At 74.0% G+C, this 18,300-nt stretch carries 12 protein-coding genes; 8 read left to right on the plus strand and 4 right to left on the minus strand.

The features are described from left to right. Positions 1–10: 10 nt before the first annotated feature. Together ACFVXG_RS43085 and ACFVXG_RS43090 are read left to right on the plus strand one after the other, a co-directional pair. Positions 11–589: a hypothetical protein gene (locus ACFVXG_RS43085; protein ID WP_387935972.1), complete on the plus strand. Its 579-nt coding sequence runs from the start codon at positions 11–13 to the stop codon at positions 587–589. Positions 590–779: 190 nt separating this feature from the next. Next, entirely contained in the window at positions 780–1,403 is a 624-nt protein-coding gene (locus tag ACFVXG_RS43090) for an LURP-one-related/scramblase family protein (protein ID WP_387935973.1), read from the plus strand. Between the two features lie 143 nt (positions 1,404–1,546). On the opposite strand, the gene ACFVXG_RS43095 is transcribed toward ACFVXG_RS43090, so the two are convergent. Continuing rightward, entirely contained in the window at positions 1,547–2,167 is a 621-nt protein-coding gene (locus ACFVXG_RS43095) for a GNAT family N-acetyltransferase (protein WP_387935974.1), read from the minus strand. A gap of 618 nt (positions 2,168–2,785) precedes the next feature. Here ACFVXG_RS43095 and ACFVXG_RS43100 point away from each other — a divergent pair. From ACFVXG_RS43100 to ACFVXG_RS43120, 5 genes are read left to right on the plus strand one after another with little or no spacing between them, the layout of a single operon-like run. Continuing rightward, positions 2,786–4,048 (plus strand): phenylacetate--CoA ligase family protein, encoded by a 1,263-nt coding sequence (locus tag ACFVXG_RS43100; RefSeq protein WP_387935975.1) that lies wholly within the window; start codon positions 2,786–2,788, stop codon positions 4,046–4,048. Next, the gene (locus ACFVXG_RS43105; protein WP_387935976.1) at positions 4,045–5,391 is read left to right on the plus strand and encodes an MFS transporter; all 1,347 of its coding nucleotides are present in this window, start codon (positions 4,045–4,047) and stop codon (positions 5,389–5,391) included. The genes ACFVXG_RS43100 and ACFVXG_RS43105 overlap by 4 nt, the downstream gene beginning before the upstream one ends. Continuing rightward, positions 5,388–6,533, plus strand: a complete 1,146-nt coding sequence (locus ACFVXG_RS43110) for a GNAT family N-acetyltransferase (RefSeq protein ID WP_387935977.1) — start codon at positions 5,388–5,390, stop codon at positions 6,531–6,533. The genes ACFVXG_RS43105 and ACFVXG_RS43110 overlap by 4 nt, the downstream gene beginning before the upstream one ends. A 26-nt stretch (positions 6,534–6,559) precedes the next feature. Beyond that, positions 6,560–7,741, plus strand: coding sequence for an acyl-protein synthase (locus tag ACFVXG_RS43115; RefSeq protein ID WP_387935978.1), 1,182 nt, complete (start codon positions 6,560–6,562; stop codon positions 7,739–7,741). Then, the gene (locus ACFVXG_RS43120; RefSeq protein WP_387935979.1) at positions 7,738–10,302 is read left to right on the plus strand and encodes an acyl-CoA reductase; all 2,565 of its coding nucleotides are present in this window, start codon (positions 7,738–7,740) and stop codon (positions 10,300–10,302) included. Before ACFVXG_RS43115 ends, ACFVXG_RS43120 begins: the two co-directional genes overlap by 4 nt. A 77-nt stretch (positions 10,303–10,379) precedes the next feature. On the opposite strand, the gene ACFVXG_RS43125 is transcribed toward ACFVXG_RS43120, so the two are convergent. The 3 genes from ACFVXG_RS43125 to asnB form a co-directional block, all read right to left on the minus strand. Continuing rightward, positions 10,380–11,261: an S-methyl-5'-thioadenosine phosphorylase gene (locus tag ACFVXG_RS43125; protein ID WP_387935980.1), complete on the minus strand. Its 882-nt coding sequence runs from the start codon at positions 11,259–11,261 to the stop codon at positions 10,380–10,382. Between the two features lie 137 nt (positions 11,262–11,398). Beyond that, on the minus strand, positions 11,399–12,949 hold the full coding sequence (locus ACFVXG_RS43130; protein WP_387935981.1) for an amino acid adenylation domain-containing protein: 1,551 nt from the start codon (positions 12,947–12,949) through the stop codon (positions 11,399–11,401). Positions 12,950–13,008: 59 nt separating this feature from the next. Continuing rightward, positions 13,009–14,832 carry an asparagine synthase (glutamine-hydrolyzing) gene (gene asnB, locus ACFVXG_RS43135; protein ID WP_387935982.1) on the minus strand — a complete coding sequence of 608 codons (1,824 nt, stop codon included), beginning with the start codon at positions 14,830–14,832 and terminating at the stop codon, positions 13,009–13,011. A 199-nt stretch (positions 14,833–15,031) separates the two neighbouring features. Between asnB and ACFVXG_RS43140 the strand changes: the two genes are divergently transcribed. Further along, the gene (locus ACFVXG_RS43140; protein WP_387935983.1) at positions 15,032–18,286 is read left to right on the plus strand and encodes a S41 family peptidase; all 3,255 of its coding nucleotides are present in this window, start codon (positions 15,032–15,034) and stop codon (positions 18,284–18,286) included. The last annotated feature ends 14 nt before the right edge of the window (positions 18,287–18,300 follow it).

Genomic DNA, 18,300 nt, shown 5'->3' on the forward strand with positions numbered 1-18,300 from the left:
AGGGGCCGCCATGTCCGTACGCCCGAGCACGTCCGCACGCCCGAACCGTCTGCGCCGTCTGCGCCGTCCGTCCGCCGTGCTCGCCGCAGTGGCCTCGGTGGCCGCCCTGCTGCTGGCCGGGGCCCCGGCCGCCGGCGCCGCGGGGGGTGACGACGACGGCTGGCAGCCGTACCGGAGCCAGCCCCGGGACTACCCGGCGGGCACGCTCTGTGACTTCCACCTGCACATCGGGATCGTGACGGACGGTGAGGAGATCCGGACCGCCGCCCGCTACCCGGACGGCTCGCCGGAGCGGGTGCTGTTCAGGGGTCCGCTGGTGCTGCGCTACACCGACGTGGACAGCGGACGCAGCGTCGAGCGCGACCAGAGCGGCCGGGGCACGCTCGACTACCTGCCGGACGGCAGCCGGCTGTGGCGGATCCCCGCCTCCTCGCACATCAGCGCCGCGATCCACCCCGGCAACCCGTACCACGCGCCCGGCGACTTCCTGTTCAGCGGCGGGGTGACGCTGCTGATCCACCCGGACGGCCAGCCGCAGGTGCTGCGGCAGCGCCGGGCGGAGAACCTCTGCGAGACCCTGGCGACCTGACGCCGCCCCACGGCCGGGCCGTTCGTGTGCTTCCCCGGCACCCCTGCTGACCTGCGCGGATTCGCCCTGCAACGACCTTGCCCGCGCCCTGTGCAGATTGTGCAACAGACCCCGGCCAGGGCTGTCCGCGAGCCCGATCCGGTTCCTAGGATCAGCCCCGCAATCGCACCTCACAGGGGATGAAAAGAACATGGGCAACGAGTTCGGCGGCCTGCTCGGCATCGCGCAGGAACTGTTCAGCGACACGCCGCAGCAGGGCCGCGGCGAGCACCACGACAACTTCCTGATGGACCTGGGCCAGAAGCTGATGAACGGCCACCAGCCGGTGGCGGAGGGCGTCGTCTACGACATCGACGAGAAGTTCTTCTCCCCGACCCACGACTTCTGGATCAAGCGCGACGGCGAGCGCGCGTTCCAGGTCGACGAGAAGATGTTCAGCTTCAGCGGTGCGATCGCCTTCCAGGACGTCGAGGGCAACGAGCTGTACCGGATCTCCGAGAAGATCATGACGCTCCGTGACATCCGGTACATCAAGCGCGGCGAGCAGACCATCGCCACCGTGAAGAAGGCGCTCTTCTCCCCGCTGGTCTACAAGTTCACCGTGACCTTCGAGAACGGCGCGGAGATCCACGTCACCGGCAACATCACCGACCACCAGTACGCCATCACCTACGGCGAGCAGGAGATCGCGCACATCTCCCGCGAGTGGTCGCTGCTGAGCGAGCACTACTCGGTCAAGATCGTCCCCGGCCAGGACGACGCCCTGCTGCTCACCATCGCCGCGTGCGCCGAGGCCATGGTCCTGGACGACTGATCCGCCGGTCCGCCGGTGGACCGGCGGACGGCGGGACTTCACCCGGCCCTCCTTGCGCCTCCTCCCCGGAGGCGCGAGGAGGGCCGACTGCTTTCCGTCGGCCGACCGGCCACACGCACGACGGCGCGGGCTCAGGCGCAGACTCAGGCGCGGGGTCGGGCGAGGACGGCGCCGGGCGGGACGGGCATGGCGCGCCAGGTGTCCGCGAGGACCTCCAGGGTCACCAGGCGCATGGTGGTGTCGGCCTCGGGGAAGTAGCGCTCGGTCTCGCCGGTGGGGGTGAAGCCGAAGCGGGTGATCGCGCGGACCGCGTCGGTGTTCTCCATCGAGGTCATGCTCCACACCCGGGTGAGGCCGAGGTCGGCGAAGGCGAGCTTGAGCATCAGCCAGCCGATGTCGGGGGCGCACCCGGAGCCGCGGAGGTGGCGGGCCATGGTGAAGACGCCGGAGTAGCCGGTGGTGGCGTCCTCGACCTCGAGCCGGATGCCGCCGACGGGGCGGTCGTCGCCCTGGCGGCACGCGGCCAGCTGGTAGTGACGGCGCGGCACCTCGGCGGCGGTCGCCACGGCCTCGTCGAGCCTGCGCCGGATCCGGGTGTCGTCCATGACGCCGGTCGAGAGGTGGCGCATCCCGGCCTCGTCGCCCCAGACCAGGCGCATGGCGTCGAGGTCGTCGGCGCGGTGGTCCCGCAGCCGGACGAGCGCGGTCTCCAGGGCCGGCAGGGTCGCGGGCGGATGCGGGGGACGTACAGTCGTGCGATTCATGTTCGAACCCTAACCAGTTGGTGTGCTGCGACTCGAAGGGGCCAGTGCCCGTAGTAGAGCGGCCGTGGGTAGACATCCGGTCAACGCGGCCGGATCCCGCCGTGAGGCGGAGGCCGTACCCGCCGAACGGTGGGTGTCAATTCCGACATCCGAGCCGCAATCAGGCAGCCCTCGCATGAAATGTCGTCAATTCAACTATCGAAATGACGGAAACCGATCGATCGGAACGCGGAACGCTCTCCGATCCCTCCGCCGGGAGATCCAGCTCACCCTCCGCCCGCCTTTCACCGAAGCCGCACCGGCGGCCAGGCCTCGGATCGTATCCACACCATTCTGACGGTGGGTCAACTTGAGATCCAAAGGCATACGCGGGTGATAGCCTTGCTTTCTGCGAGCGGGTGACCCCACAAACCCCGATGTCGCATCAACTGGCGAACCGTCCGCGTACCACTGAACCCGGTGCGCAGTCCCGGCCCGTTTTCCATCCCGTGACCGGATGAGTCGCAACGGAATCGAATTCCGCCGACCACCGGCCCCATGAATCGTCTCCGACCCGTCGGGCGAAGTCGCGTTACCCGCGACCTCGCTCCGCCCTCGCACGCCCAAAAGCAGGAATTGATGCCCGTCCAACCCATAGCGGAACTCATACGCTTCGCCCGTCACAACTCGCCCTTCTACGCCGACCTGTACGCCGGCCTACCCGAGTCGGCCGCGCGGTTGACCGATCTCCCGGTCGTCCCGCAGACCGAGTTCTGGCAGGCCAACACGCCTCGCGGCAACCGGCTGCTGACCGGGCCGCTGGACGAGGCGGCCGTCTTCAAGAGCGGCGGCACCACCGGCTCGCCGAAGTTCTCGTTCTACAGCCGGGAGGAGTGGCGGGAGTTCACCACCTCCTTCGGCGCCGGACTGGTCGACGCCGGGCTGCGCCCCGGGCACCGGGTCGCCGACCTCTTCTACGCGGGCGACCTGTACGCCAGTTACACCTTCATCCTCGACTCGCTCCACCGCTCCCCCGTCTCCAACGTCCGGTTGCCGATCGGCGGGGCCGCGCCCCTGGAGTCGACCGCGAAGACCCTGGAACAGTTCGAGGTCGAGGTGGTGGCCGGCACCCCGACGACGCTCTGCGCACTGGCCGACCACCTGCTGGCCTCCGGCAGCGAACTCCCCTCCGTCGAACTGCTGTTGTTCGGCGGCGAGGGCCTCTACCAGGACCAGCAGCCGCTGCTCGGCAAGGTGTTCCCCAACGCCCGTGTCTCGTCGATCGGTTACGCCGCCGTCGACGCCGGGCTGCTCGGCCGGCCGGTCCCGGGGCCGGACACCCGGGTGCACCGGGCGTTCACCCCGGAGACGGTGGTGGAGATCCTCGACGACCACACCGGCGAGCCGATCGACACCGAGGGCGTACCGGGCCGGGTCGTGGTGACCGACCTGCGGCGACGGCTGATGCCCGTCCTGCGCTATCCCGTCGGGGACCGCGCGGAGTGGACCGACGTCGCCGCCGGGCAGTTCCGCATCCTCGGCCGGGCCCAGGAGGGCGTCCGGGTCGGGCCGGTGTCGCTGTACACCCAGGACGTGCTCGACCTCGTCCGGGCCGCCGACCCGACGGGCCGGGTGATCGGCGTCCAGCTGGTGATCCGCCGCTGGGAGGGCCGGGACGGACTGGTCCTGCGGCTGGCCTGCGACGGGGACCCCGCCGGGCTCCCCGAGCTGGCCTCCGCCGTCACGGCCGGCGTCCACACGGCGCGGCCGCTGTACCCGGAGGCGGTCGCCGCCGGCCACGTCCACCCGCTGTCCGTCACCTGGGTGCGTCCGCACGAGCTCGCGGTCAACGCGCGGACCGGCAAGCTGATCCGCGTCCTCGACGAACGGCCGCACTCATGACGGCGGACCAGGCGGCCGAGGCCGCCGAAGCAACCGGGGCGACCGCCCGCCGCCGCCCGCTCGTCCTGCGCAACCGGCGCTTCGCCGCCGTCTGGGCCGCGCAGGTCCTCACCCAGGCCGCCGGACGGATGTTCCAGGTCGGCGCCGTGTGGTGGCTGGTCGGCTACGCCGCCGGCTCGGACCGCGGCCTCGCCTCGGGCGCCTTCCTCGCCGTCAGCACCCTGCCCGCCGTCGCGCTGGCGCCGCTGGTGGCCGCGCTCATCGCCCGCCGCCCGCACCGCACGGTGCTGGGCGCCTCGGCGGCCGTCGCCGGGCTGGTCGCCCTCGGCACGGCGGGCTGGACTTACGCCGCGACCCCGCCGATGGCCGTCATGTACGGAGCCGCACTGCTGCTGGCCGGCTGCCAGGCGGTCTTCGACCCGTGCCTGACCACGTCCGTCCCCGAGCTGGTCGGGGACGACGACATCGAGGCCGCGACCGGCTTCGAACTCGCCACCCAGTCGCTGGCCGGCCTCGCCGGCGGGCTGCTGGGCCCGCTGGTGGTCGACGGCGCGGGCCTGGCCGGCATCGTCGCCGGGTGTGCCGGTGCGTACCTGCTGGCGGCCGCCCTGATCGGGGCGACCCGCTTCCCGGGTGGACCGGGCGCACCGGGCGGGGACGACGCAGCGGCCGGATCCGACGCACCGTCCGCCGCCCGGCGGCCGCTGCGCCGGATCCTCGCCGACCTGCCGTTCATCCGCCGGGTGCTGCTCTGCTTCACCGCGGCGAACGTGTTCACCACGGCGGTGTTCGTGGTGATGCCGCTGTACACCCGGTCGGTGCTGCACGCGGACGGCTCCACCGTCGCCGCCCTGGAGGCGGCCCTCGGCGCCGGCACGCTGGTGGGCTCCTTCACCGGCGGCCGGCTGCCGGGCGCGCCGACCGCGGTCGGCGCCGGCTGCCTGGGCCTGATGGCCGCCGCGCTCGCCCTGCCCGGCCTGGCCGCCGGACAGGCCCCGGCCGTCGGGGCGATGGCGGTGGCCGGCTGGTCCGTGGGGGTGATCGGCGTACGGTTCGTGGCGCTGTTCCAACGGCTGGTCCCGGCCGAGGACCGGCCCGGTTTCTTCGCGGTCATGCAGGCCTTGCTCGGGGCGACCTTCCCGGTGTCCTCGCTGGCGTTCGGCCTGCTCGGCGACCACCTCTCGCCGCGCACGCTGTGCCTGGTGCAGGCGCTCGGCGTGCTGCCGGTCGCCGCCGCGCTGTGGTGGACCGGCCGGCGCGAAGCGGCCGCCCCCGAAGCGGGCGCACCTGAAGCGTCCGACCCCGAGGCGTCCGCAGCGCAGCCGATCGGGGACGTGCGATGACCGTGACGATCGCCCCGGCGGTGCCGCAGGACGTCGCGCAGCTGCGGCAGCTCTACTTCGACGTCTACGGCCACGGCTACCCGGTCGCCCTCGGCAGTGACCCCGAGGAGATGCGCCGTCTGATCGACGACCCGCACACCCACTGGCTGACCGCCCGCCCCGAGGACGCCGGCCAGCTGGCGGGTTCGGTGGCGGTGCAGACCGACCCCGGCGGCCGGATCGGCAAGCTGGTGGGCCTGGCGGTCCACCCGGAGCAGCGCGGCGGCGGGCTGGCCGGACGGCTGACCGCCTCGGTCTGCGCGGACGCCTTCGCCACCGGCACCCTGGACTCGGTCTACGCGACCGCCCGGGTGGTCACCCCCGGTCCCCAGCAGGTGCTCGCCCGCAACGGCTTCCAGGCCCTCGGCCTGATGCCGAACGCCGTCGAGGTGGCCGGGTGCGAGAGCCTCGCGCTGTTCGCCCGGCACGCCGACGGCGTCCTGGCCCGGCGGCAGGGCGTCGACCCGGTGCCCGGTGCCCTGGTCCCGCTGCTGGAGGCGGCCCGGCGCAGCACCGGCGTCGACTACGGCCGCCCGCGCACCACGGACGGCCCCGCGCGGGCCGCCCACCGGACGGCGCCGGTCACCGCGCCGATGGAGCTGATCAGCGCCCCCGGCTTCATCCACCGCCGGTTCCTGGAGCTCTTCCCCGACCCGGCGGAACGTTTCTTCCCGCTGCACCTCCCGAACACCGTCCTCACCCCGCCCGACGGCGCCTTCGAGGCGTACGCCGACCTGGACCGGGCCGCGGCGAGCTGCTCGCTGATCGCCGTGCACCCGACCCCGGCGGCCGTCACCGGCGCGCTGGAGCCGCTGATCGCGGCCGTCACCCGCGCGGGCGCCGACTACGTCGAGACGCTGCTGCCGCTGGCCGACACCGCCGGTCTCCACGCCTTCCTGGCCGCCGGGTTCATCCCGAGCGCCGTCTACCCGGCGATGCGCCGGATCGGCGACCGGTTCCACGACTACGTGGTGCTGTCCCGCACCAGCCGTCAGATCGACTTCCGGACCACGGCCGTCAGCGCCCAGCTCCAGCCGTACCTGGCGGCCTACCTGACCGCCTGGACCTCGACCTACCTGCCCCTTCCCGAGGATTCCCCGTGACCGTCCATCCCGAGACTGCCCCTCCTGTGACTGCCCCTCCCGTCAACCCCCATCTCGCGCCGGTCGAGGTCCCCGACCCCGCCGCGCTCCCGCACGTCCAGCAGCTCTGCGACCTGGCCTCCCCGTACGCGACCGGGCCCGAGACCGACGCCCTGTTCGCCGCCGCGATGGCCGAGTCCCACGCGTGGCACGCCCAGCGCTCGCCGTTCCTCCGGTCGCTGCTGGACGGCCCGGCGGAGACCCCGGCGCCGACCGTCGGCGCGGAGGTCCGCACGCCCCTGGTGCACGCCAACTTCTTCAAGCGGCACGAGGTGCTCTCCATCCCCCGGGAGGAGGTGTTCCTGCACCTCACCTCCTCCGGCACCACCGGCCAGAAGTCGCAGATGTTCTTCGACACCTGGACGATCCGCTCCGCACAGCGCATGGTGGCCCGGATCTTCGACCACTACGGCTGGATCACGCCCGACCAGCCCGTCAACTACCTGCTGTACAGCTACGAGCCCGCCCCGCAGCTCAAGCTGGGCACCTCGTTCACCGACAACTACCTGTGCGACTTCGCCCCGGCGAACCACACCACCCACGCACTGCGGCACACCGGCAGCGGCCACGAGTTCGACGTGCACGGCTGCATCGAGGCGCTGCGGCGCTACGCCGAGGACGGCCTGCCGGTACGGATCCTGGGCTTCCCCGCGTTCCTGCACTTCACCCTGGAACGGATGCGCGCCCTCGGCCTTCCGCCGCTCCAGCTGCCCGCCGGCTCCCTGGTCCTGCTCGGCGGCGGCTGGAAGGGCCACACCGACCGGCAGATCGGCAAGGAGGAGTTCTACGCCGGGGTCACCGAGCAGCTGGGCATCCCCTCGGACCGCATCCGCGACACCTTCGGCTCGGTCGAGCACTGCGTGCCGTACATCGAGTGCGGGCACCACCGCCTGCACGTCCCGGTCTGGTCGCGGGCGGCCGTGCGGGACACCCGCACCCTGGAGCCGCTGCCGTACGGCGAACGCGGCTTCCTCCACCTCGTCTCCCCGTACATCACCTCGGTGCCGGCGCAGAGCGTCGTCATGGGCGACCTCGCCTCGCTGCACCCCGCGCAGGAGTGCCCCTGCCCGCTGCCCACCCCGTGGTTCACCATCCACGGCCGCGCCGGGGTCAGCCGCAACCGCAACTGCGCCGCAGCCGCCGCCGAACTCCTGAAGGGAATGTCGTGAACCCCGAACTCGCAACGGCCGGAGCCCACTTCTGGCAGGGCTCGTTCATCGACGACGAGGAGGCCGCCCGCCGGCTCGCCGAGCTCCCGGAGCTCGCCGCCCGCGTCCTGGCCGAACCCCTGCCCACCGAGCTGGTGCTGAGCGCCTGCCAGCAGCTCGCCGACGCCCTGGGCACGCCGGGCAGCCCGGTCCGCACCCGCCTGCTCGCCGAACTCGCGGGCCCCACCGACATCAGCGGCGTCGACCCGGACGAAGCGGCGGCGACGCTCGCCGAGATCGCCGGTGCGATCGCCCGCCCGGCCCTGGAACGCAAGCTGCGCCGCGAACTCGGCGGACTGCGCCCCGAGCGGCTCACCCGCCCCGACGCACGGGAGACCACCTTCGAGGCGTGGGCTCCGGTCGGCCTCCTGGTCCACATCGCCCCCGGCAACGCCGCCACCGTGGCCCCGCTGAGCGTGATCGAGGGCCTGCTCACCGGGAACCTCAACGTGCTGAAGACCAGCAGCGCCGACACCCCGCTCGCCCAGCACCTGCTCGCCGAGCTGGCCGCCGCCGACCCGACCGGTGCCCTGGCCCGCCGGGTCATCGCGCTCCGCTTCCCCTCCGCGCGCACCGAGTGGCTGCGGCTGATGTGCGGGGCCGCCGACGCGGTGGCGGTCTGGGGCGGCGAGGCCGCCGTCCGCTCGGTCTCCGAGCTCGTCCCGGACGGCTGCCGCCTGGTCGAGTGGGGGCACCGGATCTCCTTCGCCTACCTGACCCGTGACGCCTGGTCGGACCGGGCGACCCTGGACGCGCTCGCCGCCGACGTCTGCCGCTTCGAGCAGCAGGCCTGCTCCAGCCCCCAGGTGATCTACCTCGACACCGAGGACGAAGCCGACGCCGAGGCCGAAGTCTTCGCCTTCGCCGAGCGCTTCGCGGCCCATCTCGCCGCCGCCTCCGCCGAGTTGCCCCGGCCCGACCTCGAACCGGCCGAGCACGCCGAGATCACCACCACCGAACTGATCGCCCGCCTCGAGGAGCACCTCGGCCTCACCAGGGTCCTGGCCGCCGAGGACGGGTCCTGGCGGGTCCTCGCCGACACCCGCCCCGCCCTGGCCGCCTCGCCGCTGCACCGCAGCGTCTGGGTCAAGCCGCTGCCCCGCGCCTCCGCCATGACCGTGCTGCGCCCGATGCGCCGGTACCTGCAGACCGCCGCGGTCGGCGGCAACCGGGCCGACGTCGCCCGGCTGTCGCAGGCGGTGCTCGCCGCCGGCGTGCTGCGGGTCACCCCCGTCGGCGGGATGCTCGACAGCTACCACGGCGAACCCCACGACGGTGTCTACGCGCTCCAGCGCTACAGCCGCCGCGTCAGCGTCCGCACCGACGAGGCCTTCGCCACCACCGCCTGCCTGGACGACCTGGCGGCGCCGGCCTTCGTCCCCGCCGCGCCGGAGGGCCCGCTGCTGGACAAGGCCGGAGTGCAGGAGCAGCTGCGCACCCTCGCCCCCGAGCACGCCCACCTCCACTTCCGCAGCGGCGGCAGCACCGGGGCCCCGGCCCTGTCGGTGTTCACCAACGCCGACTACGACACCCAGATGCGGGCCTCCGCCGACGGCCTGCTCTCCGCCGGGTTCGACCCGGCCCGGGACCGCGCCGCCAACCTGTTCTACTGCGGCGGCATGTACGGCAGCTTCATCAGCTTCTTCTCGATCCTGGAGCGCCTCAACGCCACCCAGCTCCCGATCGCCGCCGGCCCCGACCACGCCGCCACCGCCGAGGCGCTGGTGACCCACCGGGCGGACACCGTGTTCGGCATGCCGTCCTACCTCTGGCAGCTGTTCCACGACCAGGGCGAGGTGCTGCGCGGGTACGGCGGGATCCGCAAGGTGTTCTACGGCGGCGAGCACTTCACGGCCGAGCAACGCCGGGTGCTCACCGAGGAGTTCGGCGTCGAGCTGATCCGCTCGGCGGCGTACGGCAGCACCGACCTGGGGCCGCTCGGCTACCAGTGCACCCACTCCGAGGGCTCGGTCCACCACGTCCTGACCGACCTGCACACCCTGGAGATCCTGGCCCCGGAGGCCGACCGCCCGGCACCCGCCGGACAGCCGGGCCGCCTGGTCTTCACCAGCCGCACCCGGGCCGGGCAGCGCCTGGAGCGGTACCAGATCGGCGACCTCGGCCGCGCGGTCGAGGGCGTCTGCCCCTGCGGCAGCCACACTCCCCGCATCGAACTCCTCGGCCGCTACGGGGACGTCGTCCGGGTCGGCACCTACTTCCTCAACGTCCGGCGCTTCATCGCGGTGGCACAGGAGGAGCTCGGCTACCGGGGAGAGCTGCAACTGCTCCTGGACACCGGCGAGGCCCGCGAGCACGCCACCGTCCGGCTCGACCAGCAGTACGCCCAGGACGGCCCGGCCGCCCGCGCCGCGTTCCTGACCGCCGTCCCCGAGCTGGGCTCGGCCGTGGACGAGGGGCTGCTCGACTTCACCGTCGAGACCGCCGACTCCGCCGCCTTCGAACGGACGCCCACCAGCGGCAAGCTCCGCACGGTGATCGACCGCCGCCGGCTCACGTCGTAACCCGGCCGCCCGCGCTTCGGCCGGGGCATCACGCCCCGGCCGAAGCGCTGACGGCAGCGCCCGCAGGGTCAGCCGCCTCAGACGCCGGGAAGACCGGTCGTGATTCCGTCCAGGGCGTGCGAGCAGACGCAGTCCCGGGTGACCGGCAGGCTCTCCAAGGCCTTGAACAGGACAGTGCGCAGCCGGTCGACGTTCTGGCCGAAGACCTTGAGCACCTCGGTGTGGGTGACGCCCTCGCCGGCCTCCACGCCGGCGTCCAGATCGGTGACCAGGGCCAACGAGGTGTAGCAGAGCCCCAGTTCCCGGGCGAGGACGGCCTCCGGGTGGCCGGTCATGCCGACCACCGACCAGCCGTTGGCAGTGAACCAGCGGGACTCGGCGCGGGTGGAGAAGCGCGGGCCCTCGATCACCACCAGGGTTCCGCCGTCCACCGGCTCCCAGGCGACGCTCCGCGCGGCGTCGAGGGCCGCGGCGCGGCCGGCCGGACAGTACGGGTCGGCCATCGACACGTGCACCACCTCGGGCGCCGTGCCGTCGGACAGCGGCAGGCCGTCGTAGTAGGTCTGCGCCCGGCCGGAGGTGCGGTCGACGAACTGGTCCGGGACGAGCAGTGTGCCGGGCCCGTACTCCGGGCGCAGCCCGCCGACCGCGCACGGGCCGAGCACCTGGCGCACGCCGAGCGAGCGCAGCGCCCACAGGTTGGCGCGGTAGTCGATCCGGTGCGGCGGCAGCCGGTGGTCCCGGCCGTGCCGGGGCAGGAACGCCACCCGGCGGCCGGCGATCACGCCGAGGAAGACCGAGTCGCTGGGCGGCCCGTACGGGGTGTCGACGGCGACCTCGGTGACATCGTCGAGCAGCGCGTACAGGCCCGAACCGCCGATCACGCCGAGCTCGGCGCGTGGGGCCGCACCGGAGGCGGCCGGGGCGGTCGTACCTGCCGTGGACTGGATATTCGTCATCTTCGCCACCTGTCTTGGGGTCTGATCAGTCGGTTGTCGTAGCGGGTCGGCAGTCGGCGTCGTGGTCACGCCCCAGCCTTCGGGGCCCAGCCTTCGCTTCCCCGGCCTTCGCTGTCCTGGCCTTAGGTGCCCTGGCCTTAGGTGCCCTCGCCCAGGCTCCGCAGCAGCCGGCGATCCGTCTTGCCGGACGGGTTGCGCGGCAGTTCCGGCAGGCGGACGAACCGGCCGGGCACCAGGTGGCCGGGCAGCAGTCGGCGTGCCCGGCGCTGCAACTCGTCGCCGGCGAGGCCGGATCCGGCCGTGTAGAAGGCGGTCAGCATCCGCCCTCCGGTCCGGCTGCGGACGGGTACCACGGCGGCGTCCTCGACGTCCGGGACGCCGCGCAGCACCTCCTCCACCTCGCCGGGCTCGATCCGGAACCCGTTGATCTTCACCTGGTCGTCGACGCGGCCCGCGTAGCAGAACACGTCCTCCCCGGTGCGGATCGCCAGGTCCCCGCTGCGGTAGTACCGCTCGGGTCGCCGGCCGGGCTGCTCCAGCACGCGGAAGCACTCCGCGGTGCGGTCGGGGAGGCCCAGGTATCCGACGGCGACCCCGGCGCCCGCGACATGGATCTCCCCGCATCCGCCCACCGGCACCGGGAGGCCGTGCTCGTCGAGGACCCGCACCTCCCAGCCGTCCAGCGGCCGGCCCAGCTCGGTGGCGAAGCGGTCGTCCCCGCCCCGGCGGTCCAGTTCGGCGTCGGACAGGGTCCGGGTGCTCACGAAGACGGTGGTCTCGGTGATGCCGTAGGTGTTGACGAATTCGCATCCGTCGCCCAGGAGTTCGCGATAGGCGCGGATGTCGGACGGCACCACCGCCTCGCCGCCGAAGATGACCCGGCGCAGCGCGACCCCCCGCGTCGGGGCCGCGCGGAGCGCGGCCACCAGGTAGCGGAAGACGGTCGGGACCACACTCATCACCGTCACGCCCTCGCGGACCAGCAACTCGGCGCTGGCGCGCGGAGACTGCGCGGTCGCCGCCGGGACGACCACCAGGCAGGCGCCCGTGGCCAGGGCGCCCCACATCTCCCACACCGAGAAGTCGAAGCAGTACGAGTGGAACAGCGTCCACACGTCGCGGTCGGTGAAGTCGTACCTGGCGCGGACCGACTCCACCATGGCGACCACGCTGCGCCCGCGCACCTCGACGCCCTTCGGGCGCCCGGTGGAGCCCGAGGTGTAGATGACGTAGGCCGTATCGGCCTCCGGCACCGCATCCGCCGACCCGCCGGGCGCGGGGCGCGTCCAGTCGAAGCCGTCGGTGCGCAGCACCGGCAGGCCGTCCAGTGCCCCGGACGGCTCCCGGTCGGAGACGACCAGCGCCAGGTCGCTGTCCTCGGCCATGAAGCGCAGTCGGTCCACCGGGTAGTCCGGGTCCAGCGGGACGTAGACGTGGCCCGCCGCGACGACCGCGAGCACGGCCGTGACGAGGTCGGCGGTGCGGCCGAGGTGGAGTCCGACGCGGCGTCCGGTGCCCGGGCAGCGTTCGCGGACGGCGGCGGCCAGCGCCTCGGCGCGGACGGCCAGTTCGCCGTAGGTCAGGACGGTCCCGGAGCCGTCCCGGACCGCCTGGCGGCCGTGGTTGCGGGCGACCGCGTCGGTGAAGAGCCGGTACAGCGCGGAGTCCGGCGGGGGTGTGGTCGGCATCGGGTACGTCCTCTTTCCGTGCGTCGGGTTCTGCCGGGGGAAGGGGCCTGGTCCGCCGGTCACAGGCGGACGCCCACCCGCAGCCGCCGCAGCCAGGCATCGCACTTCAGCACCATCTCGATGTCGGCCCGCCCGATCCAGCCACCGCGGTCCAGCAGGTCCGGGGCGTCCAGGAAGCGCTTCACCGCCGTGAGGTCCACCAGCGGCAGCACCGGTGCGCCCGGGTCGTCGAGCAGGCGTCCCAGCCGCTCCAGGAGCGCCGCCTTGTACTGCCCGGCGTAGGTGATCGGATAGGGGACCTTCGCCCTGGCCAGCACCGAATCGGGGAGGAGGTCCCGGGCGATCGCCCGTAGCAGGCTCTTCTCGCGTCCGTCGAAGCTCTTCAGCTCCGGTGGGACGTTGTACAGGAAGGAGAGCAACCGGTGGTCCAGGAACGGGAACCGCACCTGGAGCCCGGCCGCCGCGGAGAGCCGCTCCGAGTGGCCGACGCCCTGCTCAAGCAGCCGGGTCACCACCAGGTAGTCCACCTGCCGGGCCAGCGCGTGCACGGCGGTCTCCCCGGGAAGGTACGGGACCTCCGCGTTCGCCTCCTGGAACCGCCGGTCGAGGTAGCCGGTGACGTCGATGTCGCGCAGCAGGTCGGCGGCGAACAGACCGGTGCCGACTCCGTGCTCCACACCGAATCTGCGGGCCCGCTCGATCCACGGGAAGGTGCTGAGCCTTCGGTTCGCGTCGATCGCTCCGCCGATGCCGCCGAAGACCGAGTCCGCGGCCTCGCCGCTGAGCACCACCGGCACCCGGCGGGCGACCTGGCGGCTGAACAGGAACGGCGTGGTGTCCTTGTCCCCGAACGGCGAGGGGTAGTCCTTGGCGGCCAGCACGTCGGCCAGCGTCACCGGGTCGGAGAGCTCCTCCGGGCGGACCGTCACCTCGCGGGCGTCGCAGCCCCAGAACTCGGCGACCTCCCGGGCGAAAGGACGGTCGGGGACGGCCGCGGCGGTGTCCCCGAAGACGACGGTGAAGGTCCGGGGCGCCGTGCCCGTCCCGGCCGCGACCAGTCCGGTCAGCGCGCTGGAGTCGAGCCCGCCGGAGAGCAGCACCGCCGGGTCGGTGCCGCGCGCGTCGCGTTCGACGGCGTCCCGCAGCAGCTCGCCGGCCCGCTCGATGGTGGCGTTCCGGTCGAGTGTGTGCGGCCGCGCCTCCAGCGCCCAGTAGCGGTGGGCCCGCTCGCCGTCCACACCGAGGCGGACGAGGTGCGCGGGGGGCACCTCGCGCACCCCGCGCAGGGCGCCGCGGCCCCACGGCCGGATCTGGGTCAGTACTCCGCACAGCCCCTCGGCGTCCAACTCCGGCCGGACCAGCGGGTGTTCCGCCAGAACGGCCACATCGGAGGCGAACACGGCGCCGTCCTCGGTCGGCAGGTAGCTCAGCGGCTGCACGCCCAACCGGTCCCGGCCGAGCAGCAGTTCGGACCTCCGCGCGTCCCAGATCGCGAAGGCGAAGGCCCCTTCCAGCCGGGGCACGGCGTCCGGCCCCCAGGCCAGGTAGGCGCGCAGCAGCACCTCGGCGACCGAGGGCTCCGCCGGGCGGCCCGGTGGGGCCGCGCTCCCGGACTCCGCTTCCCGCCACAGCTCGGCGTGGTTGTGCAGGTATCCGTCGCAGACGGCCATCGCCACGAGCACCCCGTCCCGGTGGACCGCGGCGGGCTGCGCCGTACCGGTCCAGGCGGCGTCGACCCGTTGCGCGAACACCGCGTGACGATCGGCCAGCCGGCCCTCGCCCGCCTGGCCCCGGGCCGCCAGCCCGCCCGCCAGTCGGGCCGCCGACAGCTCCTGTGCGGCGAGGTCCCGCCCACGATCCACCCAACCGGCTATTCCGGACATGCCCCTCCTCGGTCGACCACGCTCGGTGGCAGCGTGTCAGTCCGGGCGGCCCGGGCCACTGCGGGAAGCCGCAACCGCCCGGCGGGCGCGGTCGCTGCGGCTTTCCGCAGTGACGGCCCGCCCGCCGCCGTGGCACGGTCCAACTCCGGTGACCAGCGCGCACGCGAGCGCGCGACGGATGCGAACAGGGACGAGATCGATGCAGGCTTCCTACCTCCGGTTCCCGCACCTGCGCGGCGACCTGCTCACCTTCACCGCCGAGGACTGTGTGTGGGCCGCCCCGATCGAGTCCTCCGGTGCGTCCGGCGCCGTACGGACGGGTCGGGCCTGGCGGATCACCGACGGGAGCCGGCCCGTGGCCCGGCCGAGGATCTCCCCGGACGGCCGGCACATCGCCTTCACCTCGGGTTCCGGGACCGACACCGAGGTGCACCTCGCCCCCGTCGAGGGCGGCCCGGTGCGCCGGCTGACCCACTGGGGTGTCTGGCGGACCGCCGTCTCCGGCTGGACCCCGGACGGCCGGGTGGTGGCCACGACCACCCACGGCCAACCCACCCAGCGCCGCCCCTGGGGGTACGCGCTGCCGGTCGACGGCGGTCCGGCCGAGCGGCTGCCCTACGGCCCGGTCGGCGACATCGCCTTCGGGCCGCGGGGCGGGGTGGTGGTCTCGTCGGCCACGATGATCCGCGAGTCCGCGGACTGGAAGGGCTACCGGGGCGGCCTGGCCGGGAAGCTCTGGTCGGCCCCGGACGGCGGCGGGCTCCAGCGGATCCTGGCCGCCCTGGAGGGCTCGCTGGAGTGCCCGATGTGGGTCGGTGACCGGATCGCGTTCCTCTCCGACCACGAGGGCTCGGGCGCCCTCTACTCCTGTCTGCCCGACGGCACCGGACTGCGGCGGCACACCGCCCCGGCGGACCGCTACGCGCGGCAGGCCGCCACCGACGGCCGCCGGATCGTCCACGCCCGGGCCGGCGACCTCCACCTGCTGGAGCACCTGGACGCGGAGCCCGCCCCGATCACGGTGCGCCTGGGCGGCGGCCGCGCCGGGCTGCGGCCGTACCCCGTCCGCAGCGCCGACCACCTCGGTGACGTCCGCCCCGACCACACCGGCCGGAGCAGTGTGGTGGAGGTGCGCGGCACCGTCCACCTGCTGCCGCACCGGCCGGGGCCGGTCCGCCTGCTGACCGCGGAGCCCGGCGTCCGGGCCCGCCTGCCGCGCGCCTTCCGCGCCGACGGACGCCCGATGGCCGCCTGGGTGACGGATGCCGGGGGCGAGGACGCCCTGGAGTGCGCCCCCGCCTCGGCCGCACCCGGGACACCGCCCGGCGACGGGACCGGGGACGGGACCGGGGACCGGCGCCGGGTCGCGGCGGGACAGCTCGGCCGGGTGCTCGAACTGGAGGTCTCGCCGGACGGCCGGCAGGCCGCGGTGGCCTGCCACGACGGGCGGGTGCTGCTGGTGGAATGGGCCACCGGCGAGGTCCGGGAGCTGGCCGCCGGCCGGCACGGTGACGCGACCGGGCTGGCCTTCTCACCCGACTCCCGTCGGCTGGCCTGGTCGCAGGCCGGCCCCCGGCCGTTGCGGTGGCTGCGGATCGCCGACACCCGGACCGGTGAGGTGCTGGACGCCACCGCGCTGCGCTTCAACGACCACTCCCCGGCGTTCACCCCCGACGGGGCCTACCTGGTGTTCCTCTCGGAACGCGTCTTCGACCCGGTCCCCGACACCCACTCCCTCGACCTGTCGTTCCCGCTCGGCTGCCGCCCGTATCTGATGGCCCTGGCCGCCGACACCCCGTCACCGTTCCTCCCGTGGACGGAGGAGCCCGGGACGCAAGAGCCCGGGACGGAGAACCCGTCGCGCGGAGAGCGGCAGGCCGCCGTGCCGCCCACCCGGATCGACCCCGAGGGGATCGAGGCCCGGACGGTGCCGTTCCCGGTCGAGGCCGGCCGCTACTCGGCGCTGCGCACCGCCGGCTCGAAGGTCCTGTGGCTGCGGCAGCCGATGACCGGGCTCACCGGCGCGGCGGCGGCCACCGCGGGAGCCCGGCCCATCGCACCGGTGCTGGAGGGCTACGACCTGGCCCGCCGCGCCCCGCTCACGCCCGCCGAGGGCGTCACCGGCTTCGCCGTGAGCGGTGACGGCGCCCGGCTGGTGCTGCGCCGCGGCGGCGGGCTGCACACCGGGCCCGCGGACGGCGGTGCCACGGAACCGGTCGACCTCGACCGGGTCCGGGTGTGGGTCGAGCCCTCCGCCGAGTGGCGCCAGATGTACGCGGAGGCCGGACGGCTGATGCGGGAGAACTTCTGGCGCGCCGACATGTCCGGCGTGGACTGGGACGGCGCACTGGACCGCTACCGTCCGCTGCTCGACCGGATCGCCTCCCAGGACGAGTTGGCCGACCTGCTCTGGGAGGTGCACGGTGAACTGGGCACCTCGCACGCCTTCGTCGCTCCGCCCGTGGACGGCGGCGACCCGCGGCTGCGCCCGGGCCTGCTCGGCGCGGACCTGGTCCGCGACGCCGGGGGCCGGTGGCGGATCGCCCGGGTGCTGCCCTCCGAGCCGTCCGATCCGCGGGCGGCCTCCCCGCTGGCGGCACCGGGTGTCGCGGTGGCCCCGGGCGATGTGCTCGTCGCCGTGGGCGGCCGACCGGTGGACCCGGTCACCGGGCCGGCCCCGCTGCTCCTCGGCACGGCCGGGCAGCCGGTCGAGCTGACGGTGCTCGGCGCGTCCGGAGACCGTCGTCCGGTGGTGGTGGTCCCGCTGGCGGACGACGAGCCGCTGCGCTACCACGACTGGGTCGCCGGCCGGCGGGCGCTGGTGCACCGCGACTCCGGTGGTCGGCTGGGCTATCTGCACGTGCCGGACATGCTCGGCCACGGCTGGGCGCAGTTCCACCGCGATCTGCGGACCGAGGCCGCGCGCGAGGGGCTGGTGGTGGATCTGCGGGACAACCGGGGCGGTTCGGTCTCGCAACTGATCGTGGAACAGCTCGCCCGTCGGACGGTGGGGTGGAGCCGGGCCCGGTGGGCGCAGCCCGTCGGCTACCCGCGGACGGCGCCCCGCGGGCCCGTGGCCGTGCTCGTCAACGAGTTCACCGGCTCCGACGGCGAGGTCGCCGCCGCGGCCCTCCAGGCCCTCGGTGTCGGCCCGCTGGTCGGCGTCCGCACCTCCGGCGCGGTGATCGGCATCGACCTGCGCTACACCCTGGTGGACGGGACCGGTGTCACCCAGCCGAAGTCCGCCACCTGGCTGCAGGGGTACGGCTGGGAGGTGGAGAACCGCGGCGTCGACCCGGACGTCGAATCGGTCCGCACCCCGCAGGACTGGCAGGCCGGGCGCGACCCCCAGCTCGACACGGCGGTCCGGCTCGTCCTCACCGCGCTCGCGACCGCGCCGGACCGCACCCCGCCACCGCTGCCGGCGCCGCCCTCCGGAGGCCGCCGCCGCTGACCGGGGCCGCCGGG

Source organism: Kitasatospora sp. NPDC058162 (assembly GCF_042884005.1).
Taxonomy (GTDB): domain Bacteria; phylum Actinomycetota; class Actinomycetes; order Streptomycetales; family Streptomycetaceae; genus Kitasatospora.